General features: G+C 59.1%; 19 protein-coding genes. 10 read left to right on the forward strand and 9 right to left on the reverse strand.

Annotated features, from left to right (window positions below; all coding sequences use genetic code 11):
- Nucleotides 1-200: 200 nt before the first annotated feature.
- From H8K11_16465 to H8K11_16495, 7 genes are all read right to left on the reverse strand, one after another.
- The gene (locus tag H8K11_16465) at nucleotides 201-1,721 is read right to left on the reverse strand and encodes an efflux transporter outer membrane subunit (GenBank protein MCS6265345.1); all 1,521 of its coding nucleotides are present in this window, start codon (nucleotides 1,719-1,721) and stop codon (nucleotides 201-203) included.
- Nucleotides 1,718-2,710 carry an efflux RND transporter periplasmic adaptor subunit gene (locus H8K11_16470; protein ID MCS6265346.1) on the reverse strand — a complete coding sequence of 331 codons (993 nt, stop codon included), beginning with the start codon at nucleotides 2,708-2,710 and terminating at the stop codon, nucleotides 1,718-1,720. Before H8K11_16470 ends, H8K11_16465 begins: the two co-directional genes overlap by 4 nt.
- Nucleotides 2,707-3,474, reverse strand: coding sequence for an ABC transporter ATP-binding protein (locus H8K11_16475; protein MCS6265347.1), 768 nt, complete (start codon nucleotides 3,472-3,474; stop codon nucleotides 2,707-2,709). The genes H8K11_16470 and H8K11_16475 overlap by 4 nt, the downstream gene beginning before the upstream one ends.
- The gene (locus H8K11_16480; protein ID MCS6265348.1) at nucleotides 3,471-4,601 is read right to left on the reverse strand and encodes an FtsX-like permease family protein; all 1,131 of its coding nucleotides are present in this window, start codon (nucleotides 4,599-4,601) and stop codon (nucleotides 3,471-3,473) included. Before H8K11_16480 ends, H8K11_16475 begins: the two co-directional genes overlap by 4 nt.
- Nucleotides 4,598-5,014, reverse strand: coding sequence for a hypothetical protein (locus H8K11_16485; protein ID MCS6265349.1), 417 nt, complete (start codon nucleotides 5,012-5,014; stop codon nucleotides 4,598-4,600). Before H8K11_16485 ends, H8K11_16480 begins: the two co-directional genes overlap by 4 nt.
- A 176-nt stretch (nucleotides 5,015-5,190) precedes the next feature.
- Nucleotides 5,191-7,233, reverse strand: coding sequence for a sigma 54-interacting transcriptional regulator (locus H8K11_16490; GenBank protein ID MCS6265350.1), 2,043 nt, complete (start codon nucleotides 7,231-7,233; stop codon nucleotides 5,191-5,193).
- Between the two features lie 68 nt (nucleotides 7,234-7,301).
- Nucleotides 7,302-8,765 carry an NFACT family protein gene (locus H8K11_16495; GenBank protein MCS6265351.1) on the reverse strand — a complete coding sequence of 488 codons (1,464 nt, stop codon included), beginning with the start codon at nucleotides 8,763-8,765 and terminating at the stop codon, nucleotides 7,302-7,304.
- 321 nt (nucleotides 8,766-9,086) lie between these two features.
- Between H8K11_16495 and H8K11_16500 the strand changes: the two genes are divergently transcribed.
- Nucleotides 9,087-9,314, forward strand: a complete 228-nt coding sequence (locus H8K11_16500) for a hypothetical protein (GenBank protein MCS6265352.1) — start codon at nucleotides 9,087-9,089, stop codon at nucleotides 9,312-9,314.
- Between the two features lie 244 nt (nucleotides 9,315-9,558).
- The gene (locus H8K11_16505; GenBank protein ID MCS6265353.1) at nucleotides 9,559-11,106 is read left to right on the forward strand and encodes a hypothetical protein; all 1,548 of its coding nucleotides are present in this window, start codon (nucleotides 9,559-9,561) and stop codon (nucleotides 11,104-11,106) included.
- 443 nt (nucleotides 11,107-11,549) lie between these two features.
- Here H8K11_16505 and H8K11_16510 read toward each other — a convergent pair whose 3' ends face one another.
- Nucleotides 11,550-12,671: a hypothetical protein gene (locus H8K11_16510; protein MCS6265354.1), complete on the reverse strand. Its 1,122-nt coding sequence runs from the start codon at nucleotides 12,669-12,671 to the stop codon at nucleotides 11,550-11,552.
- Between the two features lie 2 nt (nucleotides 12,672-12,673).
- Nucleotides 12,674-14,488, reverse strand: coding sequence for an APC family permease (locus tag H8K11_16515; protein ID MCS6265355.1), 1,815 nt, complete (start codon nucleotides 14,486-14,488; stop codon nucleotides 12,674-12,676).
- Nucleotides 14,489-14,844: 356 nt separating this feature from the next.
- Here H8K11_16515 and H8K11_16520 point away from each other — a divergent pair, with 356 nt between their 5' ends.
- The 8 genes from H8K11_16520 (at nucleotide 14,845) to H8K11_16555 (ending at nucleotide 26,801) form a co-directional block, all read left to right on the forward strand.
- Nucleotides 14,845-19,710, forward strand: a complete 4,866-nt coding sequence (locus H8K11_16520; GenBank protein MCS6265356.1) for a multicopper oxidase domain-containing protein — start codon at nucleotides 14,845-14,847, stop codon at nucleotides 19,708-19,710.
- Between the two features lie 158 nt (nucleotides 19,711-19,868).
- Entirely contained in the window at nucleotides 19,869-20,777 is a 909-nt protein-coding gene (locus H8K11_16525; protein MCS6265357.1) for a carboxypeptidase regulatory-like domain-containing protein, read from the forward strand.
- A gap of 29 nt (nucleotides 20,778-20,806) precedes the next feature.
- Entirely contained in the window at nucleotides 20,807-21,733 is a 927-nt protein-coding gene (locus tag H8K11_16530) for a carboxypeptidase regulatory-like domain-containing protein (GenBank protein MCS6265358.1), read from the forward strand.
- Nucleotides 21,734-21,764: 31 nt separating this feature from the next.
- Nucleotides 21,765-22,370: a hypothetical protein gene (locus tag H8K11_16535; protein MCS6265359.1), complete on the forward strand. Its 606-nt coding sequence runs from the start codon at nucleotides 21,765-21,767 to the stop codon at nucleotides 22,368-22,370.
- Nucleotides 22,371-22,399: 29 nt separating this feature from the next.
- Nucleotides 22,400-23,797 carry a HEAT repeat domain-containing protein gene (locus H8K11_16540; GenBank protein MCS6265360.1) on the forward strand — a complete coding sequence of 466 codons (1,398 nt, stop codon included), beginning with the start codon at nucleotides 22,400-22,402 and terminating at the stop codon, nucleotides 23,795-23,797.
- Nucleotides 23,798-24,006: 209 nt separating this feature from the next.
- Entirely contained in the window at nucleotides 24,007-24,804 is a 798-nt protein-coding gene (locus tag H8K11_16545) for a hypothetical protein (protein ID MCS6265361.1), read from the forward strand.
- A gap of 282 nt (nucleotides 24,805-25,086) precedes the next feature.
- Nucleotides 25,087-26,076 carry a methyltransferase gene (locus H8K11_16550; GenBank protein ID MCS6265362.1) on the forward strand — a complete coding sequence of 330 codons (990 nt, stop codon included), beginning with the start codon at nucleotides 25,087-25,089 and terminating at the stop codon, nucleotides 26,074-26,076.
- Between the two features lie 8 nt (nucleotides 26,077-26,084).
- Nucleotides 26,085-26,801: a DUF420 domain-containing protein gene (locus H8K11_16555; GenBank protein MCS6265363.1), complete on the forward strand. Its 717-nt coding sequence runs from the start codon at nucleotides 26,085-26,087 to the stop codon at nucleotides 26,799-26,801.
- Nucleotides 26,802-26,852: the final 51 nt, after the last annotated feature.

Raw genomic sequence — 26,852 nt, forward strand, 5'->3', positions numbered from 1 at the left:
GAATTCGGCGAGAGAGCGGGACCGGTGTCTGATCCGCGACTCTATCGAGGAATTCGGATTGCATTCCGTCAAATAGCCCTATCCGCGCGAAAAATTCAAGTTGAAAGTCCCTGCTGTTGTGGCGGTGCGAGCGTGAGATGGCCGGCAATGCGATTGTTGACCGCTCCAGATGAGGGACTGACACTGACCGTGTGGATGACTTAATGGGCTGCGGAGCCGGCCGGCATCGCAGGAGGATTGTCGCCCGGCGTCTGCCATCCGCCGCCAAGCGCTTTGTAGAGGCCGACCATGTCGGTGAGGCGGGCGCGCTCGGTTTGCGCAAGCTGTGTTTCTGCGGCCAGCATCGTTCGTTGGGCATCGAGCACGTCAAGGTAGTTCACCAACCCCTTGCGATAGCGTACCTCCGCCAGCCCTACGGCCGCGGTGGCCGCCGTCGCCTGTTCACGCTGTCGTGCAAGTTGTTCCGAACGCGATTGTATCGACACCAGGAGGTCCGCTACTTCGCGGAAGGCGAGCAGGATCGTCTGTTGGTAACCTTCCAACATTTGTTGATATCGGGATTCGGCCGCCTCCAGTCTCGCGACGTTGGTCCCGCCCAGGAAAATGGGGAGGGTGACCGATGGACCGATACTGAAATTCGCGCTGTTTCCCGAGAACCAGTTTGCGAATTCGGCGCTTTGTAAGCCTCCCTGTCCCGTGATGGACAATGTGGGAAAGAAATAGGCCCGCGCTTGACCGATGCGGGCGTTGGCCGCCACGAGGGAGGCCTCCGCCTGCAGGATGTCGGGTCGCCGCTCCAACAATTGCGACGGGAGACCGACGGGGATTTCGGGTTGAACGATGACCTTCCGCAATGACGTCGGCGCCAGGACTATGCTGCCCGGCGCCGATCCCGTCAACACTTCCAACCGGTGTAATTCGACGGCGCGTAGACGAGTCAGATCCGGGATCTGTCCCGCGCTTTCCGCGACGAGAACTTCCGTTCGTTTTACGTCCAGGTCGGAGGCCAGGCCCACGGATGCCCGCTTGGTAATGATGTCGAGCGAATCTCGTCTGAGGGTCAGGGCGCGTTGGGCGATTTCAATTTGCTCATCCAGTTCACGGATTCGAAAGTAGGACTGTCCCACATCCCCAATCAGGGTCAGCGCAATCGCGCGGGCATCCTGTTCGATGGCTTGCGCATCTGCCGAGGCGGCTTCCATTCCGCGACGGATGCGACCCCAGACATCCAGTTCCCATCGGAGATCCGCCGCCCCGTTCCAGAGATCGAAACTGCTTCCGGGCTTGGCAAAGACCTGCGGCCCCGGTTGTTGGCCGGTGGCTAAGCCCAATCCTGCCAGGGTGTTTTTTGACACCACGATATTGCTGTAGCTGCCCTGCACATTCAGTTGTGGATAGAGGCCGGCGCCGGCGGTGGTAACAGACGCCCGTCCTTCGAGCACGCGTGACACGGCGCGGCGGACGTCGTGGTTTTGTGCGAGCGCGCGTTCCACGAACTGGGTCAACTCCTGGTTGTGGAAGGCCTGCCACCAGTCCGCTTCCGGCATCGTATCGGTCGCTCCGGCAGCCAATGGGCCGGAAGCCATGCGTGTCCAGTCGGCCGGTGTTTCGACCGGTGGACGATGGTAATTCGAGCCCTGTAGGCACCCGCTGGCGGACAGCGACAACATAACGAGGACGGTGGAAATGGCGAGCTGTCGGCGGGACGTGACTCGTTTCATTTGCTCGGTTCCTCAGCAGAACGTGCGCTGCCCGGTGCTGGTGCCGGTGTTCCGGCCGGTGCGCGTTCGATGAACACATCGACCTGCTGTCCGGCATAGATCGGAAACGCCGGCCGTTCGAAGCGATAGATGATCTGGAGAACCCGCGTATCAACTCGCTCGCTGTTGTCTCCGGTCAGGGATTTTTTGGGGACAATATAAGGCTCGATGCGCACGAATGTCAGCGGAATGGCCTGGGCCGTATTGCCCTTCAGGTAGGCGATCCCGGGTCGGTTGGGAGCCACCAATGGAGCATTGACCTCATCGACCTCTGCGCGGACTTGCAGTTGCTGCATGTCGCCCAGGAGCATGAGCGGCTCGGTCGCACCGGTGGTCAGGGCGAATTCACCGGCCCGGACATTGACCTGCAAAATCGTCGCGGCCCGCGGCGCACGGACTGTCAGGCGGTCCAGGAGCATCTGTGTTTCGTCGCGCTGGGCGATGACTTGTTTGAGGGTGGCCTCGTAGCGGCTCAGTGCGCGTTTTGCCATTTCCGAGGCGTACCAGGTACGCTTCACGTCGTCTTCGCTGACCGCCCGGCTGTCCCGAACCGATTTCAGCCGCTTGAGCTGTGTGTCGAGATCGCCGATGCGATATTTCTGCTCTTCGACTTGGGCCTCGGCCGGTGGAATCGCGGCCTGGCGAGCCACCAGTTGCGCGCGAAGGTCTCGATCATCCAATTGAAGCAAGGGATCGCCCTCACGAACCCGGTCGCCGACCGCCACGAACACTTTTGTCACCAGTCCCGCCATCGGCGGCCCGATACGGACGTTTTCGTTGGCCGCTTCGATAATGCCGGTCGCAGCGACGGTCGTTTCATAGGGAGACCGGGGCGGCTCTACTATCGGCTTCGGCATAGGCTGGTTCTTGCCGGCGGTCAGGACGACCCAGGCAGCCAGCATCGCGCCTGCGACGGCGAGCCAGACACTAACGCGGTTGAGAATGGTCATGCGGTGGCCTCTCTCTGAATCGGGTGAATGCCGACAATGCGGCCGTCGGTCAATTCCGCCATGCGATCACCGAACTGAAAAATCCGGCTGTCATGGGTGACGACGATGACGCAGCGATCGGGGGCACGCCCCACATCCCGAATCAATTCCATGATCTTCTGCCCATTGGGCCCGTCCAGCGCGGCGGTGGGTTCGTCGCACACCAGCAGTTGCGGCTCATTGACCAACGCCCGGGCAATGGCGACGCGCTGCTGCTGGCCGCCGGAGAGGTTGCGTGGCAAAAACTCGGTCCGGTCGCCGAGCCCGACACGTTCAAGCATCAGCCGCCCTCGTGAGATCGCCTCCTTCTTCCGACTGCCTTGGATCAAGAGCGGAATGGCGACATTCTCCGCCGCCGTCAAGGCGGGCAGGAGATTGAATTGTTGGTAGATGAACCCCATCGTTTGTCCACGAAAGCGGGTGCGCGTGCCCGGCGACATGTTGGTCAGTGAGGCTCCCAACACATCGAGCTCACCGGCATCGATATCCAGGATTCCGGCGATGGCCGACAGCAGCGTGGTCTTTCCTCCCCCCGATTCTCCGACGAGGAGCAGCAGCTCGCCGAAATACACGTCGAGGTCGATGCCCTTGAGCACCGTGACGGTGGTCTCGCCGGACCCGAACGACTTGACGAGTCCTCGGACCTGCACGGCGATGGCTTGCTCGGCTCCGTTGCCTTCCGTTGTGCGGCCCTGTGACTGTGACGAACCATCCATGGCGGTCATCGAAACACAATTGCCGGTTCAAGCCGGGCCAGTTTGATGATGCTGATCAGCGCCGATAACGTGCAGATCATGAGCAGGGCAACAAAAACTAACAGGAGCAGCGGCCAGGTTTCCAGGAACGGGAGCTGACCTTCTTGTGCCGTCAGGAGACCGAAGACGGTGGCGAGTCCGATTCCCACCCCATACCCGGTGATTCCCACGGTAAACGCTTGCAGGAGAATCATGCGGGCCAGAGTCGCGGTGGACGCGCCCATGGCTTTGAGCGCGCCGAACTGCCGCAGGTTTTCGACGGTAAAGAGGTAAAACGTTTGCCCCGCGATGGCCATCCCGACCACGAACCCCAACAGAATCGTGGTGCCGAAATTGATTCCGATGCCGGTGTTCTTCAGCACCCAGCCGATTGTTTTCCATCCGAACGCGTCGGCGGTGTAGGCGCCCAGTCCCGTGTGGTCGCGAATACGTTGGATCACCTCGTCCACCGGCGCGCCGTCTTTGGCTTTTGCGAGGACGTACGAGAGGGTGCGCCGTTCTCGCGGCACATATCGCAAGGCCCGCTCGTAGGTGGTGTAGACGACAGGAATGTTGGTGAAGGTCTTTTGCGTCTTGGCAATGGCGACGACGCGGGCCAGCTTGTCGTTGAGTTCGAAGACTGTCCCGACCGCGATGACCGTTGGCCCGCCCATGCGTTCGACGGCCCATTGATCAAGCGCCACGGCGTCAGGTTGCCGGAGGTCTTCGAATCGTCCCTCCAGTACTTCTGCCGGCCGGCCGATCAAGCTGGCAGCGTCCAGTCCGGTCAAGGTGATCTGGTGATACTCGCCGTTCGCAAGCCTGGCCCGTAAGAGCCCCTTATACAGGGGAACGGCCCATTCCACACCGGGGATGCTACGGACGCGATCGACCGTGGTGTCGGCAATCGGTTTGACTTCATCGACCTGCGCAATGCCGGGATCCGTGACCCAGATCGGCACGTTGAGATTACTGATACTCGATTGGGACCAGATCATGAGCCCCCAAAAAATTGAGCCTTGCTGCACGATCAGCATGACCGCAAAGGTGAGGCCGCACAGCAGCATGAGGTATTTCGCTCGATCGCCGAAGAGCATTCTGAGGGCGACGTAATTCATTCGTGCTCTTCCTGCGCCGGGCCGGTCGGGGCATAGGCCACCACGCGCGGCAATTGCGGAAGGCTCACTTGATCATGTCGATGGAAAAAATAGGTGCAGATCCTGGCGATGGGACAGCCATGGTGCAGGGCGACGGTCCAGAAACGCCGCACATGTTGGCCGTTCGGCTGTTGGTCTTCGTCCATCAGCCGTAAAGGGCCGGGAAAGGCATCGGTAAAAGTAATGCCTTTAGCGGCGAATCGCTCCGTAAGTCCTTCGGTCAGAAAGTCTAGAATTTCCCCGCACCAGGAGAACCGGCGCCCGTCTTTGCTTGCCTCGCCCGACGGGAGCAATTCGGCCTGTCTTGCGGCTACGTAGGCCTCGATGTCACGGCTGACGGTGTCTGGTGTCAGTCCCGGAGCGACGATCTTCATGTAGGCATACTAGAGCAGGCGGGATGCCAGCGAGGATGGCGGGGTCACTTTTGTGAGTAAGTTACTGAAAGATAAGGAGAATGGAGAGTAATCGAGACACGTGACCGGAGTAGATGATTAGGGGGAAGTGCCGAGATTTCGGCAAGGCTTAGAGTGGCATGCCCACATACGGGCACTCACGAGGCCTGTCGAGGCGGGCGGCTGATGTCGAGTTTTTTCATGCGGTGTTGGAGCGTGGACCGCTTCAGTCCCAATTTCTCCGCCGCTCCTTGTTTACCGGCCAGGATCCAATTGGTTCGAGAGAGTGTCTCAACGATGTGCGCGCGTTCGGCTTCTGCGAGCGTCCGCGGCTCGGGGGACGGGTCCTGTCCGAGGCCCAATCCATCCAGTTCATTGACGGTGATCATCGAGCCTTGGCTCACGATGACGGTGCGCTCGATCACATGTTCCAGCTCCCGGACATTCCCGGGCCAGTCGTAGCCGGACAGGGCGTTCAGGGCCGCACTGTTGATTCGGGTGACCGGCTTCCGGTGGCGCTGGCTGTATTTTTTCACAAAGTGGCGGGCCAGCAGTGGGATGTCCTCGCGGCGTTCCCGCAAGGTCGGAAGGCGCAGCGGGAAGACGTTGAGGCGATAAAAGAGATCGGTCCGAAACGAGCCCCGTTTGATGGCCTGATGCAGATCGACGTTGGTGGCGGCAAGCACGCGTACATCGACTCGAATGGTGTGGCTTCCCCCGACCCGGTTGAATTCCTGGGCCTCCAGCACGCGCAGGAGTTTCATTTGCAGATCGATCGGAAGTTCTCCCACTTCATCGAGGAAAATCGTACCGCCGTGCGCCAGTTCAAAGCGCCCCAATTTGCGGGATGTTGCGTTGGTGAAGGCGCCCCGCTCGTGACCAAAGAGTTCGGATTCGATGAGTGTGGGCGGGAGCGCGGCGCAGTTCACGGTGATCAGCGCCTTGTGTTGGCGCGGCGAGAGTCGATGAATGGCTTGAGCCACCAGTTCCTTGCCTGTCCCGGTTTCCCCGGTGATGAGGACGGTGGAATCGGTCGGCGCGACTTGCTCAATGGCCTTCAGCGATTTCTGCAGCGCGGCGCTGTTGCCGATCAGGCTTGTCAAGTCGAGAGAGGCACCCATCTCCTCACGCAGATAGACATTTTCCTGTTCCAGCTGATCCTTGAGCTGACGGATCTGGTCATAGGCCGAGAGATTGGCGATGGCGTGCGACAAGTGAAAGCCGATCTGTTCGGCCAGCGCCAGGTCGCGTTCGGAGAAGGCGTTCCGCCGTTTGCTTCCGATCGCCAGAAAGCCGTAGGGCGCCCCGCGGACCAGCAGCGGGCAGAGCATGGCCGAGAACACGCCGAGTGACTCGAAATACGTATGTTCCGCAAACCGTTCCTGGTTGTATCCGGTGAGCAGCAGGGGCTTCCCGGTGGCCAGGATTTCGGCCGGCGCCATCCGTTCGAAGGGAAATTGCCTCAACGCCTCCTGATCGACGGCGACGCCTTCACAGGACACGATCTCGAACCAGGGGCCGTGGGGGGCGCCGATGAACCTCACGAGGCCGGTCGTGTCGTGAGGGATAACCTCACGGAGAATGGGCTGTATCGAGCTCAGGAGATTATCCAGGGTCATGGTGCCCAGTACGACCTGGCTGTTGATGGCGACCAGGGTGTCGCGTTCTTCGGCGGCCAGGACCGCAGTCAGGACCGGTGCGATATGAAGGCCGAGCATGTCGAGAAACACCCGGTCCTCTTCAGAAAAGAGACCGGGCCTTCCCGGCGAGACGGCGACCATCACGGCCAAGGTCTTGGCGGTTCCGCAGGGCCGGGATTCAGCCGGTATCCTGATCGGGGACACCAGGACCGAGGTCGCGTGGCAGCTTGTAGTGTCGATGGCCTGCGCCTCGGCCCAGGGCGAGGCACTCAAGTCGTGTGTGAAGATGGCCTGCCCGGCAAGCACGGCTGCTTCTTTAATGGTGCCGGCGGCGGGCAACTGATCGATCGGATAGGCGGGCGACGCCGGTGTGCGGAGGCTTTCCGAGACGGGCGAGAAGGCTGCCGTGCTTTCACTGTACAGGTAGAGGCCGATGATCTCGCAGCCCAGGAGGGGTGCAAGTTCCTGCTGGAGACGTTCATCGAACTGCCGAAGCGTTTTTGCCTGGAGCAGCGCATTCAGGATGCGAAATCGATCTCGCCTGTCTGTGCCGGTGCCCATATGTGGGCACTCTATCATTTCTCGAACATTGAGGGAAAGGCGACGCGGAGCAGGTTGAAGTGTTTCGTCTAGAGCCCTCCTTCGGTGTTACGCGCCTTGAGCGCCGCCAGGCGCGTTTTGTCGAGGGTGACGTAGACGGTCTTCTCCTGGGTCACAGTCACCGCGCCCGGTGCCTGGCCCTTGGCTTTCTTGACCCATTTGCGTCGAGTGTAAATGACATCGCCCTTCCCGCTTTTCTTTAGATCGCTATACAGCAGGGCGAGCGTGGCTGCGTCCCGTATCGTCTCAGGCGGCGGATCAGTGCCCTTCTCCAGGCGCACGACGACATGCGAGCCCGGTGTGCCCCGGGCATGCAGCCAAAGATCCTCGCTCTTAGCCAGGCCGAAGGTGAGTTCGTCATTTTCGCGGGCGTTGCGCCCGACAAAGATCGGATGGCCGTCCGATGAGATGAAGCGTCGAAATGGTCCCCGGCGTTTCTCGTCGGCAGCGTTTTTCCGACCGGGGCGTGGCATCGCGCCAGCTGTCGCTCGTCGCTCACTACTCGGTGCCTGCCAGGTTCCATTCTTGATGGTCTCCAGCTCGGCCTGAAGTTGTTGGGCTTCCGTCTCGATGGCCGCCACGCGCGGTGAAATTTCTCGTTGGGCAGAGACGAATTTCCGATATTTTGCGAAGTACGCATCCATGTTGGCCTGTGGACCCTTGGTGGCATCGAGCGGAATCGTCAATTCCGGTAGACGCTCATCGTAATAGTCCACCACCGAGAAGGCGGTCATGCCTTTCTTCAGAAATCCGAGATTGGCTTTCAACAGTTCGCCGTATCGTGCGTAGGGCTCGTAGCGTCCAGCCTGTTCGAGGTCGCGGCGGAGACCTTCCGTCCGACGCAGAAGATTTTTGAGGGCTTTTCGTAGTGCCGATTCGCGCTGTCGGACCTGGGCGAGGTGCGACAGTTCTGCTTCGCGCTCCCGGTAGAGACTGTCCAGCCTGGATGAGAGTGGAAATGGATCAGCCTCCGTCGGAGGCTGAGGTTTCAGCGCGGGAGTCGCTGTGTCTGAGGGCGATGATCGTACCGGTACCGAGGCCGGTGCCTGGTAGATCTGGCCCACCCGCTCTCTATTGTGTCGAAGCGTTGCGAGCACACGTGTCTCTCCATCCAGGAATAACAGGTCGGCGTTCCGGCCGAACAGTTCTGCAACCAGCGCTACCGGTCCATCCCGGCTTGTCAGGTCCAGTCGAACGATCCGATCGCCGGGGACATGTGTGATGCCGTCGATACGCGCGCCTTGTATGCGTGCCCGCAGCAGCTGGCAAAACGAGGGCGGGGTTGGCGGATTGGGAAGGCTCTCGCGCACGAGGTGTATCCGTGCCGTTCCGTCGCGCAGGGAACAGAGCAAACGACGAGTGTGGCCGGGCACACGAATCTCCAGCAACAGGCCGTCGGGGAGTGGTTGGGAGATCTTCTGAATCCAGCCCTCGGCCAGGGCCGACGCCAGTTCCTGAACAATGGAACCAATTTCTGTCGCGCTGAGCGCCATTTTCGGTACGTGACTCCCGGTCCGCAGGGATAGATCTGAACCCTGATTCAGCAGGGGTAGATAGGTTTTCAGCGGAGTTAGTCGATTCTACCCATTTTTGTCCCATGAGACCAATTCGGTCACAGCCGAGTCAATTCGGCGCGAGAGGATCGGTTTTGGTGTGATCGCATCCTTCGGCCAGGTGAAAAAATGGCCCGGTGCGATCAGTGGCATCCACATTGCTTCTATTCAGGCCTGACGGGTGTTGAGTTGTTCACATGGGCACGAGATCTTTCCAGGCAGGACGGGAGATCTCAGCAGCTGTCCGAAGGGAGGCGACTCATGACGTGCACGCGATGTGAAGGTTTGATGGTGGCGGACGATTTGATCGATCTGCAGGAAAGTTATCACCCCATGCGGCTGAGTGCGCACCGGTGCCTGAGCTGCGGCAATGTGGTCGATACGCTGATCCAGCGCCATCGGATGGTGCAGAATTCTCATCTCCATCCTGTTCCGGCCTCGGCTCCCGAGAAGCCGTTCCTCTTTGATCTCATCAAGCTGACGGCGTAGGTTTTCCCCCGCGAAACCGGCGCCGGTTTCGCGGGGTTGTCCCGCCGACGCAGCAGCCTCGACGAATCGTCCTCCGCCAGGCGTGGCCGCTCTCTCGACATTTCTTCCCCTGGTTGTTCCTATCGCTTCATCGGAGATGACTTCATTCCCGCAGTCGGTCGCCACCTGGCTGGCTTGTCAGTCGGCGGGCACTCGCGTAGAGTGCCCGCGCGACACCCTATGTGATCCAGAAAGGCTGCAGCGGATGACGTTATTAGATGCGCGGGTACTGGAACAGCTGATGTCGGAATTCCGGCGCTCGATGCGAGGGTTGCTCAAGGAAGTATGTCAGGATTTTGAACGGAATTATGCCGACGCTGTCTGCACGTTCGGGTTGCCGGTCGATTGGTTTCGTACGTTGGGACAGTCGTTCGAATCCGAGGACTACGGCAATTGGAAGGTGGTCGGGTGGATCGAGTCGCTGAACGACTTGCTGTATTTTGTCGACATCCTGGTGCAGGTGCGGCAGGAGCGATCTCGCGGAGAGATTGCCGCGCAGCTCCGCGCGGAGTTTAGGGAAAAATTCTACGAGCACGGGTATGCCGATGAGATTTTCCCCAACGGCAAGCCTGAGCCTCGCCTCCTGCTTTCTCGACTGACCGCCTTTTGCCAGCGGTTGGCGCGGGAAATCACGCAAGAGTCTGTCTGCCTCGCTCCCCAGCTGGCTTGTGCGTGGGTAGCCGGGCAGGGTAAGGACGCGTGGCTGGTGCCCTGTGATTTGAATGCGAATGTGGAACGTGTCGAATTGCCCTGGGTCTGTGCGGTCGGCACGGCAGGCTTGTCCTATGTGGCTCCAGCCCCGGTCCGATCGGCGCTCAAACGGACAGGAGGGCAGGGTGAATTTCTGATCAAGCCGTCCGGGATCGATCTGCTGGTCGGCGATCAAGACTATGCCCTGGTTGCATACGGCAAGAAGGCGCGGTGGCATTGGCGGCGTCTCGAGCCCCTGTGCCTCAGGGAGAGCCAATATGGCGCGCTTGTACTCGGGCCGACACTGGTCTATGGAAAAGACAAGACGCCGGTGGCGGTGCGGCCGACGAGGCCGGAGATTGCCGCACGCATGCGACGGGCACTGTCTGTTATTGCGTCGGCCTGGCCGGAGGGGGATCGGCTGCTGGCGTTATTGACCTCGCGTGTCGTACCGCTCAAAGCCTCCGGTGTAGTGAGCTTCAGCTACCGGCATCGTCCCGGGCTCTCTGCCATCAATTGTTTTGACCGTGACCGGCTCGATTTGATCGACGATCTGATCCACGAGAACAGCCACCATCACCTCAATTTGCTGCTGCGCAAAGACGCGATGTATCAACACGATCACAACCAGGAGATTTTTTATTCACCCTGGCGGCGCAGTCTGCGGCCGCTGAGAGGGATTCTTCACGCGACCTTCACGTTCACCATGGGGGCGATGCTGTTCGAGAGGCTGTCTACGTGGGCATCCAGTCGGGCGGGGACTGCACGATGGAAAAGGGCTGGCCTCAGCCCGCGCGATCTTGAGCGGGCCCGCTATCGCTGTCTCGAAGAAATCGATTCGGTGCGGTACTCGTTGAACGATCTCGATCTTGCGGGCGGCCATTTCAAATGGCTGACTCGCGGAGGTAAGCAAGTGGTGACGCAATTGGCCGATGCGCTGGCACACATTGAACAACAGATGCTGACCCATGAGAAAGATGTGAGCCGGTCGTCGTTCGGTCCCGCCTTGCGCCGCCATCGAGCCGAGTTGGCCCGTGCGCGCGAGTTGTTTAGCCTGATGTAAGCACTGTCATGTCGCCTGCCCGGCAGTGACTGCTAACGCCACGGCATTTCGTGTGGAGAATTAGTTCTCTGGGTCCGGTAGCACGATGCGGATTTCCACCGCCGCGTGATGGACGTGATTCGAGCAGATTGTCCCGTCATACTTCCAGTCGTCGTATCCAGCAAGATACGATGAGTATCCAAGAAGATACGGTAGGCGGAGTCTTGGACTGAATGTCCTGGCCGCATGTCTCCTGTAGACCTTGCCAGGAGAGCGAACCTGTCTCGCAGTACTCGCTGTTGTCGGAACGAAGGGTCGTTGATTTAATCGGTGGTGAGTGCCTCGGTTCGGATTCTGCCAGGTGTCTGCCACTCCGCGCACTTCAGAACTGAGGCGTACCTTTATGGTACGTTGCAAGGAAGGGCACGACTGAGAACGCCGCCGGGGACCTTTTTCAGCAACCGTCAAGGCTCGACGGTGACGTCGACATATGCCGGCACACTATCGGCACCCTTTTTATCCGTCACGCGCAGCTTGAAGCGAAAGGTGCGGGTTTCTGAGACGTAGGGCGCGGTAAACGAGGGTTCGGCCATGTTGACATCGAGCATCGCCACTTTGCTTCCGCGCACCTGACTCCAGGCATAGAACAAGGCTTCGCCTTCCGGGTCGCGACTTTGCAATCCGTTCAAGCGTACCTTCGCGCCGGACTTGACCGTTTTCGGGGCGCCGGCATCTGCGATCGGTGCTGCGTTCGGCTCAGGATTAACCTCCACCCGGATATCGAGCGTGGCCTGTTTGCCGCTATTGGTGACGGTGAGCGAGGTTTTGCCGTTGCCGACAATCCGTAGCAGCCCATCCGGTAGGACTTTGAGGATGTGGTCGTCGCCGGAGCTGTATTCCGTGCCCGTGCTGGGGGAGGAGAGGGGACGCATCACGCCGTCGGCGAATTCTCCCACGACGGGAAGTTCGAAGATCTTGCCGAGGGAGTCGACGTGTCCGTAGGCGGAGGATTGTCCCGTGCGACCAAGTTGCAGCGGTTTCTCGGTCTCGAAGTCGATGGACAGCAGGTCTGCTGTAGGTCGGACGGTGACAAAGACTTCATCAAACACGGTTTTGCGGCCCAACCGGCCTTGTGAAATATCGGCGATCGCCAGGAGTCGCATGCGGCCGATGGCATCTGACGGGACAGGCAAGGCGCCACCATAGGGGGGGACGCGGTCGACGTTGGAGGTCAACGCGGGTAGGGCCACGACAGGCGCTCCGGTGATGCTGTCTTTCCGCCAATACTTCTCTGTGGCCATGCTTCCTTGGGAAGCCTTCCCTGCTCGATCTTCTCCCTGTTCCACCAGGGCCTCGGTCTGCTCCGGATACCAGTAATAGCGCACTTCGACGAGGCCTGCTTCTCTCCCTGCTTCAACCTCGACAGGAACTGCCTGGCCGGAGGTCAAGACTGCACCGTCGGACGGAGCAACAATCTTAAAGGCCAATGCCGGCCACACCTGGAGGGAAAGCAAAAGGGTGAGCGCAACCAGGCACGCACCCGCCTTCTGCCTGTTCGCTGAACCTCTGGATGGTGTCTGTCGCATGCTCACCTCGTGAGGTGGTAGGGCACGTCGGTTAGGATGACGCGATCCTTAAACAGGAGGGCGCCTTTCAGCATGAAGGCCCGTTGATTGTGGAGAATATTTTGCCACCAACGGGCGGGCAGAATTTCCGGGATCACCACCGTGACCCAGCATTCCTGATCTTTCTGCAACACCTGTTCGAGATAATCGAGCAACGAGCTCAATACTGATCGATAAGGTGAGGGCAGCACCGTGAGCGGTACGCCGCAACCCCACTGGGCCCATTGGATTTCCACCCGGGCGGTCTCCTCCGGATCCACATCGACGAGAACCGCACGAATGTCTCCGGAACGGCTCCGCGCATAGTCCACGGCGCGAATAACGGCCCGATTGACCCCGCCGATCGGGAGGACGACGATGTTGCGCCGGGGCATGGGTGGGCGGTGTCCACGGGACAGTGCGACCTGTTCCGAGACGGCCTTATAGTGGGAGCGGATCGCGCGAAAAAACGTAATGAGCAGCGGGATGAGCACGATGACGATCCATGCGCCATGGGCGAACTTGGTGCTGGCAATAATCAAGGTGGCGATGGCGGTGGTCACGGCGCCGATGCCGTTGACCAACAGCTTCTTTTCCCAGTGCGGCCCCTTCTTGACGAGCCAGCGTTTCACCATTCCGGCCTGGGAGATTGTGAAGGAGAGGAACACACCGACGGCATAGAGGGGGATCAGCGCATGGGTGTCGCCGTTGAACAGGACGATCAGCAGGCAGGAGAAGACGCCGAGAATGATCACGCCGTTCGAAAAGACGAGCCGGTCGCCCATCATGGACATCTGGTGCGGCATATAGCTGTCGCGGGCCAGGATCGAGGCCAGGCGGGGGAATCCGTTAAAGCTGCTATTGGCGGCCAGAATCAAAATGACCATGGTCGATGCCTGCACGAGAAAATACAGCGGGCCGGTTCCGAATGTCGCGCGCGCGATTTGAGACACGACAGTCTCATCCTCTTTGGGGACGATGCCGAAGTAGTAGGCCATGGCGCTGATACCGATGAACATGGTCCCGAGAATCGCCGCCATACCGATCATGGTAAATGCGGCGTTCTTCGGTTCAGGCTTCTTGAACGCGGAGACCCCGTTCGAGATGACCTCGACTCCGGTGAGCGCGGTACAGCCGGAAGAAAATGCGCGAAGCAGGAGAAACAGCGTCAACGGCTCCGTGGGCGCCATGCTGGGGAGCGGCTCGACACGTGCCGCATGGCCGAACAGAATCTGGACGGCGCCGACGCCGAGCATGGCCGTGATGGTTGCGATGAAGATATAGGTCGGCACGGCGAAGATTTGCCCCGACTCGCGGACACCTCGCAAGTTGACGACCGTCACCAGAAGGATTGCGGCGACGCAGAGAGCTTCACGATGGGGAAGGAGCGCCGGGACGGCTGAGGTGAGCGCGGCCATTCCGGCCGCGACGCTGACGGCGACGGTCAACACATAGTCGATCATTAAGGCCGCAGCCGCGACCAGTCCCGGCCATTCGCCGAGGTTCGATTTGCCGACAATGTAGGCGCCGCCACCCTCAGGGTATTCAAAAATAATCTGCCGATAGGACATCGTCAGGATAACCAGCAGCCCGATGATCGAGAGGCTGAGCGGGATGGAGTAGCCGACCATGGCTGCGCCGGCCAGGGTCAGGACGAGCAGAATTTCCTCCGTGGCGTAAGCCACCGAGGACAAGGCATCGGACGAAAAGACGGCTAGGGCGAGTCGCTTAGAAAGGCGTTCGTGAGCGGCTTCCTTCGTCTTGAGTGGCAGGCCGACAAGCCAGCGTTTCAAGATCATGGGTCATTATGCCCGAAGTTGCGGAAGAGAGACAATGGACCGGGAAATGTTGTTGGCGGTGATAGTGCGCGGCAACCTCAGAGTTCGCCCCGGTGGAGAACGTGTATGGAAGTCGATCAAGTGAGCGCACGACCGCTTGGCAGCATATGTTGTACGAGCAGGTGAGGGGGTTGACAGAGACGGATCAGTTCAGTAATCTCCGGCACTTGTTTTCTAAAGGAGTGCCCTGCGTGCGTGATGCCGCAGGATTACAGCCAGAATGCGTATCTCCAGTGTTGAGGATGTCATGTTCTGATCGTAAGCGCTCATAACTTTTCATCTGTTTCTTTCCAAACTCTATCCAAGGAGGCCGGTCCATGGATTGTCATTGGTTCACTCGTGTCACATCGCGCGCCCTCAGCGTCATCGCTGGTGGTGCGCTTGTGTGCCTTCCGCTAGCCGCATCGGCTGAAACTCAGCCGCATGTGGACCATGCGGCGCCGCAACAAACAGCGATGTCTCATCAACTCCCGTCTTGGGCGGAAAAGTTGAAGGGGCAGACGATCGTCGAAGATGCGATGGCTGGAAAGCCGGAGCGTTCTGCGATGGTTGAGCAGCAGCACCAACGGATCATGGAGCATTTAACGCATGATCCGCAGGCGCAGCAGGTCAATACGGGTATGTTCAATACCCAGACCATGATGCACCAATATGGAGCAGGCGGTCAGGACCTCCTGTTGATGTCCGACCCACGAGTGGAGCCAGTGGCACTTGCGGGAGGCGGGAAGTGCCCGGCCTCCGCACCAGTCAGGCAGTACAATGTGTCGGCGATCAATGTCGAGATCACGCTGAACCAGTGGCTCGATTTTTATCCCGGCTACATGTACACCCTGGATGAGAATCTCGACAAGGTCCGGGCGGAGGAAACGAAAAATCGGGAAGCGCGTGAGAAAGAGGGCTTTGACCCCGGCGCGGTGATTCCCGGTGTGCAAGCCCAGTGGATTCAGCCGTTGACGATTCGCGGCAACCAGGGGGATTGCGTCAAGATCAAGTTGAGCAACAAGTTGGAGGGTGGCGAAGACGTCAGCCTTCATATCCATGGCTCCAGCATGGTGGTGAGCGCCACCGGTGCCGCAGCCGCCACGACGAACTCCGACAGCATCGTTCAGAAGGATAAGAGCGGAGAGTTCGAGTGGTACATTCATCCGAGCACCCAGGAGGGTGTCCGGCAGTTCCACACCTTCGCCAATGACCGCGAGTTGACCGTGATGGGTCTCTTCGGGTCCTTCGTCGTCGAGCCGCGCGGATCCGAATACCTGGAAGCGCTGGGGAGCGGGGCGCCCACGCCCGCCTCAAGCGGCTGGCAGGTCATGATCAAGAACGGGACCGGACCGGACTTCCGTGAATTCGTCCTGTACTACCACGAGGTCGGCGACGAGGCCTTCCGCCCCGTCAACAAGAAGGGCGACTTTCTTCCTCAGCGTGATCCGCTGACCGACGCCTATCGCCCTGGCGGTCGTGCGATCAACTATCGCAGCGAGCCGTTCGGAATCAACAACATGCACGTGCAGCACGAGTACTTCGGATTCGAAGACGAGTCGATGGGCTACAGCTCGTACACCTTCGGGGATCCGTCTCCCACGATCCCGCGCTCGTACATGGGCGACCCGGCGAAGTTCCGCCTGGTCCACGGCGGATCGGAAGTGTTCCATAGCCACCATCCGCATGGCGGCACCATCCGGTGGCCGCGCAGCCCGCGCGCCATCGATGACATGAATCTGTGGACGACCGCCGGAAACGGACCGGTCAAATATCCCGTCATTCGTGCCAAGACCGACCGTGTCGACGTGGAAGTCATCGGGCCGTCGGAAGCGTTGGACCTCGAGACGGAATGTGGATCCGGCCTGTGCCAGCAGCTGGCCGGCGATTTCCTCTTCCATTGCCATGTAGCTCACCATTATGTGGCGGGTATGTGGGGATACTGGCGCGTGTACAATACCCTTCAACAGGGCGACATGCGTAATGACGTCATGCCGGATCTGCTTGAGCTGCCTGATCGGAAAGGTCGCATCAAGGGTCCGATCACGTCGGACAAGTTAGTTGGTCAGACCGTGGATTGGTTCGGCAAGTCCTTCAAGATCGTCGAGAAGGGCAAGAGCGATTGGAAGTCCAATCCGGCTACCGTCACGATCAAGGACTGGGTCGAAATGCAGCTCCCGACGATGGGCAAACCGGGACACAAGAACGATGAAAAGGGACAGACCGTGTCCTACGATGCCACGGTGTTGGATTGGGCTTGGGAAGGCACCCGTGCATTGAGCGAGCCGGAAAGCACGATCGACAACCCGAAGTATAAGTCGACCCATCCGGGCAAGCGGCATCCGATCACGTTCGAGCCGTTGACCGGTAAAGTGGCCTGGCCTCACCTCACCCCGCATTTCGGGAGACGCGTCATGTTCTCCCCGAACCATGTGGGTGCGCCCTGGTTGGAGATGATCCGCCGGGATGCCAACGGCGAGGAAAGTGTCGATCAGGCTCTGCCTGGCGAGAACGGTAACTGGAGTCTCTGCCCGGAGAATGCCGGACGGAAGCACTACAATGTCCACTTCATTAAGCTCCCGATCACCATCGCCAAGAAGACGGGCAAGGAGCCGCCGGTCATCGATCCGAACGGCTTGATCTATGTCTTGCACGAAGAAGAGGCGGAGATTCGGAAGAACGATGACCTGAAGTATCCGTTGGTCGTCCGCGGCAACATTTACGATTGCGTGGACTGGACCCTGACCAGCGAGTGGGACGACGATGACTACACCAACTTCCAGTCGTCGAAGATCAACACCCACTGGCATTTCCTGCAGTTCGACAACCAGGCGTCCGACGGCGTGATCACCGGATTCTCCTATGAACAATCGGTGCGTCCGTTCACGATGCTGGAAAAGAAGAACGCCAAGGGACTTCCTGTCCCGATGAACACCGTCGTAACCGCCGCCGCGAAGAAGGGCGCGAACACGATCACGGTGAAGAATGCTAAGCAGTTCCATGTCGGAACCCTGCTGCTTGTCGGGGCCGACAATGTGAAGGGAAATGAAATCTCCCGCATCAAGGCCATCAACGGCAATACGATTACGTTGGCCAAAGGGCTGAAGAACGATCACCCGGCCAATGACATCGTCACGGTCGAGTTCGTGCGTCAGCGGTTCTGGGTCGATGCGGACGTGGGGACCGTGTTCTGGCACGATCACGCGTTCGGTGCGACCACCTGGCCGCACGGCGGCTTCGGCACCTTCATCGCCGAGCCGGTTGGATCGACGTATCATGACCCGAAGACCGGAAAGTTGATTCGTAGCGGACCGATTGCGGACATTCACACGAATGAGCCGGTTGGTCATGGCGTGAACAACAGCTTCCGTGAATTGATGGTCCAGGTGCACGATACCGTGCCGCACACCGTCAATATTGTGACGGCGGGCAATCCTCCCGGGCAGCCGATTGAAGTGGCGCTCGAGGCGGGAAAGACCGTCTCCTTCATGATGCCGGAGAAGATCTACATGACGCCGATGCCGTTCTTGAACGGTGGAACGCACACCACCGGCAGCGGCTTGAACTTCAGGGCGGCGCCGGTTGCACAGCGGTTGGCGACCAATCCTGATTCGTCACAGATTTTCAGCAGCCTGGTTCACGGTGATCCCTATACGCCGACCTTGCGTGCGTATGTCGGTGACACGATGGTCTTCCGTCTGTTGCACACCCTCATGAACGAGTCGATGGTCTGGACCCTGTCCGGCCACACGTTCTGGACCGAGCGGTATGCGGCGGATGCCAATCGGAAGAATTCCATCCATATCGGTATCGCCGAGCGGTATGACCTGGTGGTTCCGGAAGCGGGTGGATCACGGCACCAGGCCGGCGACTACATCCATTTCAACGGCCGCTCCTCGAAGTTCTCCGAGGGTGGCTGGGGAATTATTCGGGTTTTGGACAAGGAGCAGGCTGATTTGAAGAAGCTGCCCGCGGGCTTCTCCAACAAGGGCGAGCTGCCGAAGCCTCTGCCGGTCTGTCCCGCCGATGCTCCCGTCAAGCAGTTCAACGTGGTGGCGATGGACTATGCCGGCATGAAGTTCAATGCCAAGGCACCGGAATCCATCGAGGTGGACTTTGAGCGACGGATCCTCATGACCAATGCCGAAGCCAAGATCTATGCATTGGAAGAGGACACCGCGAAAGTCGCCGGCGGTGCGCATCCAATGCCGTTGACGCTCCGTGTGAACAGCGGTGATTGCGTCAAGGTCCATTTGAAGAACAAGATGAAGGACAGCAAAGCCTCCTTCTCTGCGATCGGCCTGGCCTTCGACCCGAAGGATTCCATGGGCGCAAACGTGGGGAACAATCCGGGTGACCAGACCGTGGCCCCGGGGGGCGAGCGTGAGTACACGTACTACGCGGATCCGTTTAACGGTGAGACCACCTCGTTGGTGTGGGATTGGGGCAATGTGATGACCAATCCGCGGAACGGGTTGTTCGGTGCCGTCGTCGTCGGACCCAAGGGATCGAAGTATCGCGATCCTAAGACCGGCGCAGATTTGTCCAATAAGAACGCCTGGGCGGCTGATGTCATCATCGATCGCTCGGTGCCGGGCAATGAAATGCGGGCGAATTATCGTGACGTGGCGTTGTTCTTCCAGGATGAAGACAACATCATCGGCACGAGCTTCATGCCCTACGTGCAGAACGTGGCGGGTTTGACCGGCGTCAACTACCGGTCGGAACCGTACAAGTTCCGTGAAGAGCAGGGTTGCTCGCTCGGCAAGGTGTTCCAACCTTGCAAGGCGGACAAGCCGGAAGATCCGGCCACCCCGCTCATCGAGGCGCATGCTGGTGACCCGGTGCGCATCCATGTGCTGGGTGTGAGCAATGAGCAGAACGGCATGTTCAGCGTCGAGAAGCACGAATGGCCGATCGAGCCGTTCATGCGGGGCGCTGATCAGATCAGTGTCGTGGAATTCTCGGGTTCGGAAACGATCGATGCGTTCCTCCCTTCGGCGGGTGGAATGTATCGTTTGCCCGGGGATTATGTGTACAGCAACCAGCGCTTACCGTACTCGCAGTCCGGACAGTGGGGCTATGTGCGTGTATTGCCGTCCGGTGATACGCGACTGTTGCCATTGGCTGGCGCGAGCGCCGGTACCAAGAGTGCCGAGGTTGAGCAGCCGGTTGTGCACGCGATTCCTGTCGCGGCTAAGTAGACTGATCGCATCTCTCGAGAGATGAGGTGAGGAGGGGGGAGCCTGAAAGGGCTCCCCCCTTTTGTTGTTCGCCGGGGATTGTGTATGATGAGCGGATACGTCTGACTGTTTGTCGGCACTGTTTGTATCGATATCATACTTATTACTGGAGGAATGACATGCGACTAGTCGGCCTTGCCGTGCTCTGCGCTGTCAGTGTCTGCTGGTCTCCATCGTGGGCGTACGAGGAGATCGCGGTCACGGATGGCGGTACCATAAAAGGGACAGTCACCATGACCGGGGGAAAACCTACCCCGAAGGGATATAACCTGATCACATTCCCCGATCCGGTCTATTGCGGTCGCATTTCAACTGGAACGGGGTGGCGCATCCTCAATGAGTTTTCCCTGGCTTCCAGCCAGGGTCTCAAAGATGTGGTGGTCGTGCTGACCGATGTGACCAAGGGGAAGCCGTTCAAGTTTGAACCGTTGACTGTCGAGGCGCGGGATTGCCGGTTCCTTCCTTTTGTCACGGTTGTGAAAGATGGTTCTGAAGTAGCGGTCATGAACATGGATCCGGTCATGCACGATATTCAAGCCTATGAAACCTCGCAGCTCGGCCCTCGCGTCCTATTCAATACCCCGTTGCCGATGAATCCCCATCACAAACGTCTCGTGAGCGCGGAAAGTCATGAGCATCTGGCGGGAGAGCCGGTTACGGAAGTGATTCATATGACCAAGGGGCGAAGAATTTTTCTGATGCAATGCGGGTTCCATGCCTATATGGAAAGCTGGGGATTCGCCGTCGATAACCCCTATTTCACGCTGACGGGTGATGATGGCACCTTCAATTTGACGGATGTTCCGCCTGGCGACTATACGCTGATGGTCTGGCATCCCGGGGTCGGCACAATGTTGCAGAAGAAAGTGACCGTGACGGAAAAGGGCCTCTCGACCGTCGATTTCGACTTCAAGGCTCCGCAAGGACGTCGAAGCGTGCATGAAATCGAGCAGAATCCGCATTACGGCCCCGAGTCGCTTGGAAAGGTTGTGGATATTCGTCCGACATTGCAGCGTCAGGTTCCCTAAGGTCTCTTCGAAGAAGAAAGAGGGAGATTATGAGGGTGACTCGTTCCAGCCTGCTCCGTTGTCTTGCACTTATCGTCTGCTTGTCTCAGGTTGTGCCCCCGGTCTCTGCCTATGAGATTGTCGACGTTCAGCATGGCGGGACGCTGGAAGGACGAGTCACTTTGTCGGGCGCCGTTCCGGATCCGAAGGCCTTTAATCTCATTACCTTCCCGGACCCCACCTATTGTGGAAGGATCTCGAATGGGAAGGGGTGGCGTCTGCTGCGCGACTTCATGGTAAACGCCGAGGGCGGATTGAAAAATGCCGTCGTGCTGCTCGAAGGGGTCGAGTCCGGGAAGCCGTTTGATCTTTCGGTGCCGCTCATCGAGGCGCGGGATTGCATGTTCGGTCCCTGGATGACGATCGTGCGCAATGGCCATGCGGTGGAAGTGGTGAATATGGATCCGGTGATGCACGACATTCAGGGCTATGAAACTTCTCCCGAGGCCGGGGCCCGGGTGCTGTTTAATACGCCTCTGATCTTGAATCAACAGCATCAACGCGGAAATATGCACGCGATTCACAATCATGCGCCAGGAAAATCTCTGGTGGGACCGGTCTACCTCAACAAAGGGCGGCGGACGTTCTACATGCAGTGCGGTTTTCACGCCTACATGGAAAGTTGGGCGATGGCCGTGAACAATCCGTATTATGCGGTGACCGACGACCAGGGTGCGTTCAAGATCGACAATGTCCCGCCGGGGACCTATCAGATGGTGGTCTGGCATCCGCAGTCAGGGCCTGGGGTGACGCGGACGATCATGGTCGGTCCGGACGGGACGACGGTAGAACAAGTGGCACTGCCGGCTCCCAGGGGAACCCGGACGGCCTACAGGGTCATGGACAATCCCCGTTTCGGGCTGGAGTCCCTTGGCCATCCCGTGGAGATCGAGCCCCTGGTGGAGCATCAGCGCTAAGCCCAGGTGGGAGGACCTCTCACGGTGGTGCGTGGGAGTGTTTCTTTCGGCGTGTCTCTGTTGGCCCGGTGTCAGTGATGCCGCGGATACGAATCGCATATCCCCCGCCGTTCCGGCGGAATTTTCTGCCTCTGCTGTGAAGCGGGTGGAAGGGCGTCGTTTCGAGGCCCAGGTGTTTGTAAAGGGCGACCGCATCCGACTGGAGTACAAGTATGCGGTCAAGACTGAGCTCGGCTATTCCAGTATAGAAATCGTTCGATTGGATAAGCACGAGTCGTGGTTCTTGCTGGCCCAGCGCCGGCAAATTCTTCCGGTTCCCGTCAAGCCTGAAGAAATCCTGCCGATTCAACCCAGCCTTCCGGGAGAAAAGAGCCGGACGTTAGTGGGCGATGCCACCATGATCGGGCGCGCATCCCAGCTGTACGAGGTGCGGGTGGACTACAACGGCCGGGATGAACGATTTTACGAATGGGTGGATGGTGAGACCGGGGTGGTCCTGAAACTGGTCAGCCAGGACCGGGATTGGTCCATTGAGTATTCACGGATCCGGTTTTCTCCGCAGCCGGACTACTATTTCGAAGAACCGACGGGATATCGACGCTGGGCCCCGGCATCCGCAACACAAGAAAGAGGGTAGCGTTCGTGGTACGACCAGGAAGGGATTGCATGGCATTGCACGGTGAGTCGCGTTGGCGTCGAATGGCAATTGGGTGGATGGCAGTGGCGGTTGCGTCCGGGGTGCTCCTGTGTCTCTGGCCGTCGGCGGCATCAGCGCGTTCGCTGAAGGAAGCGCAGGCGGCGTTCGACAAGAAGCAGTACCAGGAGGCCCTAGACCTCGTCGAGCAGCTGAATAAGGAGCAGGGACCCCAACCAGAGGCCCGGCGGCTCAAGACTCGTGCACTAATTTTTTTAGGAAAGCCCAAGGACGCATTAGTTGAGTACGAGCGCCTGGAGCAGGACTTGAAGCAGGAGGACCGGACGCTGCTGAAAGACGTGGCGTTGGGCTTCGTATACGTGCTGATTAAGGACATGCGGGAGCAGATGCGCGGGGCGGCCTACACGGCGCTGAAAGACGTGGATTCTCCGGAGACGATTCCTGCGCTCGAGGACGGATTAAGTGACGGATCCGGGCTGGTGCGCGCCTTGGCGGCAGAAGCTCTTGGAAGGCTGGAGGCGGGACGCCGTTCGCCGCGCTTGCGGAATGCCTTGGAAGATCAGGCCGGGCTGGTCAAGGCCACTGTACTGAAGGTGCTGGGGAAGAGCGGGGACCGCTCGGTGATTCCGCTACTTGAGAATGCCCTGAAGGACGAACAGCCGGCGGTGCGGCTTGCGGCGGCGGGAGCGTTGTACCATACGGGGCAGACGGCGATGTGGGACACGATACTGAAGGCCGCCTCCGCCCCGAATCCGGAAGAACGCGCCACAGCGCTGCGGATGGTGGGGGAGCTAAAGGACGCGCGCGGGCTGTCGGTTCTGCTGGAGGCCATCACCAATACGCAGCCATCTGTGCGCGGGGCCGCCGCTTCAGCCTTGGGGGACCTTGGGAAGGTGCAGGGGATCCCCGCGTTGGAGCATGCGCTGGAGGATAAAATTCCAGCCGTGAAAACGTCGGCGGCGATCAGCCTGGGCGAATTAGGCGTGAAAGATTCACTGGTTGCCCTGAGGAAGGCGCTGGCTGATCCGAACCCGGTGGTCAAGGCAGCCGTCATATCGGCGTTGTTACGGGTCGAGGAACCGTTTGAATCCGTTGGAGAGGAACTGTACGAATTGGCGCAAAATCATGATCCCGGAACCCGCTCCGCAGCCGGTAAGGCAGCAGGGAGGGCGCATGGCGCCAATATGAAGGCTGCGATTGAGTTTCTTTCCGGCGTGCTGAAAGATCCCATTCCGCGCCCTCGGATCGCCGCAGCCAGGGCACTCGGGCAGATCGGAGGCGTAGACCTATTGCCGATGTTGAAGCTGGCCCTGCATGACGAAGACGATGCCGTTCGGGCTACTGTGGGAGGGTCGATTGCTCGCATTCTCACTCATGCCAAGTCATCCCCTAATCATGCGAAATCGTAGGGGGCTTTGGCGGCTGGATTTCAAGTTGACAGTGTGAGTATGATTCCAGTATAGAGAAATGTTCAGAGGCCTAAGCGTAGTCGACGTGGAGCCACGTCAAGTGAATGCGACTGTTATAACAAGGGTACGGGTCACCAGCCCTTGTGATTGCGTGGTGACGGAGTAGGTGTTCGGTTTCGGTTAATGTTCATTACTAAGGAGGCAGTGACATGAAGAAGGGTGCGATGAAAGTAGTATTCGGCGTTGCGGCCGCAGCATTTTTGGCTGCGCCCCTCGTCTCGTTTGCCGGAGGCACGATTGCCGGGAAAGTGACCTATGCCGGGAAGGCCGAGCAGAAGGAGTTCTCCTTCTCCAAGTTCCCGAACCCGAAGTTCTGCCCGAAGAACCCGAACAAGAGCCTCATGGATGGCGACAAGCGCTTTCTCAAGACCATTGAAGTTGCCAAGGATGGTGGTCTGAAGGGTGCGATCGTCTCCGTGGTCGATATCGAAGATCAGGCGTTCCAGGATGGGTTCAAGGGCACCGACGTGACGGCGGAATTCTGCGAATTCTTGCCCTTCAGCGGCGTGGTGGTGAACAACAAGAACTTCCGTGCAGAGAATAAGGATGCCGATCCCGATGATCCCAAGTCCGTGCTGGGCGTGTTGCACAACCCGCACAGCTTCGTGGTGAAGGGCTCCAGCTCGGCCACCGGTTTCAACATCGGTTTGGCGAAGAAGGGCGACAAGTTGGAGAAGCCGGTGACCTTCCGTGGCGGCGCGGAAAAGCAGGGCTTCTATCGTTTGCAGTGCGACCAGCACGAGTTCATGCAGTCTTTCTTCCTCCCTGTCTGGAATCCGTACCATGCAGTGGTGAAGGATGATGGATCGTTCGAGATTCAGGGCGTTCCTGCCGGAAAGCACAAAGTGGTGGTTTGGCACCCGTTTGTCGGCAAGGGCAAGCTGAATGAATTCGAGGTCGAGGTTGCAGAGGGTGGATCGGCCACGTTGAAGGCCGAGATCAAGTAGGTTCGCTTACCACGGTGGGATAGCCCGCTGACTGAGGGGCAGTGGTCCAAGTCGGATCACTGCCCCTTTCGTTTGTGCCCCCTCGTGTTCGGCCTTCCGTTCGACCTCCTCATCTGTGTCCCCTGTTGAGTTCATCGATTCCATCCGTAAGATCGTGTCGGCCGACCCGCATCGTTATTGGTGTTCAGAGGTTCTTTCCTGCCCGCTCCTCGCCTTGCGTTTCCCTTTCTGAACTGGGTAAGATGCCAAATTTCAACACCACATTATCTGAGTGGGTGATCTGTGCCTCGTGAATTGTCTCTCGCCGAAGTCTTCCAGTTGGGCTACTACTGGGAAACGAAAATCCTTTTGACAGCCGTGAAATTAGACGTCTTTTCGGTGCTGAATGGACGAGGCCGTACCGCCTCTGAAGCGGCCGAAAAACTCGGCGCCGATGTGCGCGCGCTGGAGTTACTTCTAAATGCGCTGGTGGCGATCAGGCTGCTGTCGAAGACCGGCGATCTCTATGCCAATACGCCGGTCGCCACGACGCATCTCGTCAAGCATGGGCCGCAATATATTGGGCACTTGCTGCTGTTGCATGATGCCGAATGGGGGAATTGGGGCAAGCTGGAGGAGGCGGTGAAAACCGGCCGATCGCCGGTGACGCAACATGTATTTGAGACGGATCCAGCGCTTGGCGCCAATGTGTTGTCCGTGTTGCACCGGATCGGGCAGCAAAGTGGTCCGGACTTGGCGAAACGGCTTGCGCTCGGTCAGGCGCGGACGATGCTCGATCTCGGGGGCGGAGCCGGGACCAACGCCATTGCGTTTTGCCGGGTGTATCCGCAACTTTCGGCGACGGTCTTCGATCTGCAGACGACGCTCCCGTTGACCGAACGGACCGTAAAGGATACGGGGCTTGAGGGCAGGATTTCCCTGAAGGCCGGCGACTTCAACCGCGATTCGTTGGGTGGTCCCTATGACGTGGTGTTGATGTCCGATATCCTTCACTATCAGGATCTGGCCACCAATGCCGCGCTGGTGAAGAAAATCCATAGCCACCTGAATCCCGGCGGGCGCTTGATCATCAAAGACCGGTTCTTGGATGCTTCGGGTACGAGCCCCGCCTGGACGGCGGCGTTTGCCGTTCATATTCTCGTCAATACGGAACAAGGTGCCTGCTACCGCACCGCAGAAGCCATGCAGTGGATGCACGATGGGGGATATGTCTCGGTTGATGAAATCGAGCGCACGGCGGTGGTGCAAGGTGTCAGACCCACGGTCGGGTAAGATGTACCATGTTTGAATTTTTGCGCCAGCCGGGATTCTTCGGCACCCATGCCACGATGGGGGCCGATCTCAGCCAGTTGATGGCCACGTTGTTTACCGGCCTCTTCATCATCGGATGGTTGCAGGCCAAGCAGCATCGTGGACACCACCATCACTGGCTCATGTTGGGCGGGATGGTGACCATGGTCGGATTCTTCACCGCCTACTATCTGTTTCGGCAGTTGGGGGTGTTGGCGTTCGAAGGAAAAGAAGGCTTCGGTGGTTCTCAGGCCTTGTATGACTACGTGTTCATCCCTGTGCTGACAATCCATATCATTCTGGTGATCATCGGGCTGGTCATGGCTGTGTACATGATCGTGCTGGGGTTCCGTTCGCAGCAGTTTCTGGGCGGGGCACGGGTGCTGAGCGTATCTCGGTTGCAGACATCGTGGAAAAAGGTGAGCCTGATATTTGCGGTGCTCCTGGCGGTGGTGATGCTGTTGTTCGGGACACGCGTCATGTCTGCCGGGTTTTCCATGCGCAAGCTGGAGGTCTATATCGGGTTTCTCACCCTGGTCGCGATCGTGTTTGCTGTGGAGATGGGCATTCAACGGATCTGGCCCGATGGGGGGCAGCGGCACCGCGCCCTTGGCCGGTTCACGATGATCGTCTACTGCATCCTTTTTCTGACCGGGACCTTTACCTATGCCATGTTGTACATCCTCTATCCCGGGAAAATCGGCTAGGAACGTCGAGCGGAGATAAGGGGCTGAGGACCGATATGCTTGTGTGCGGGT

It is taken from the genome of Nitrospira sp. (assembly GCA_024998565.1).
Lineage (GTDB): Bacteria > Nitrospirota > Nitrospiria > Nitrospirales > Nitrospiraceae > Nitrospira_A.